At 70.3% G+C, this 414-nt stretch carries 1 protein-coding gene; it reads right to left on the bottom strand.

The window, feature by feature from the left end; translation table 11 throughout:
• On the bottom strand, positions 1 to 414 hold a 414-nt coding region (locus AB4Z42_RS28445), incomplete at both ends, for an AMP-binding enzyme (protein ID WP_442012589.1).

Raw genomic sequence — 414 nt, 5'->3', positions numbered from 1 at the left:
GTCCAGATCGAGCGCGCACCGCCAGGCATCGCGCAGCATCGCCTCCGTGGTTCCCCGCACCGCCATCGCTTGGGGGTGCGAATCATGGAGCGGATCATGGAGCGGGTCATGGAGCCGGTCACGGAGCGCGCGCCGGTCCACCTTGCCGTTGGCCGTCATCGGCAGGTCGTTCACACCCACCAGGCGCGGCCGCATGTCCTTCGGCATCCGTCGGGACACGTACGCAGCCAGCGCCGCCGTCCCGGCTTCCCCAAGCTGCGGCACGATGAAGGCGAGCAGGTACGGGTCGCCCAGCGCGGTCTGCTGCACGGTGGCCACAGCCTCGCGCACCATCCCGCTTTCGCGCAGGACCGCCTCCACCTCCTCCAGCTCGATGCGGTGGCCGCGAATCTTGACCTGGTTGTCGCGCCGGCC

It is taken from the genome of Mycobacterium sp. 2YAF39 (assembly GCF_052114565.1).
Lineage (GTDB): Bacteria > Actinomycetota > Actinomycetes > Mycobacteriales > Mycobacteriaceae > Mycobacterium.
Note: the sequence above shows the minus strand (reverse complement) of the source record. Positions and strands in the feature narration are given on the sequence as shown.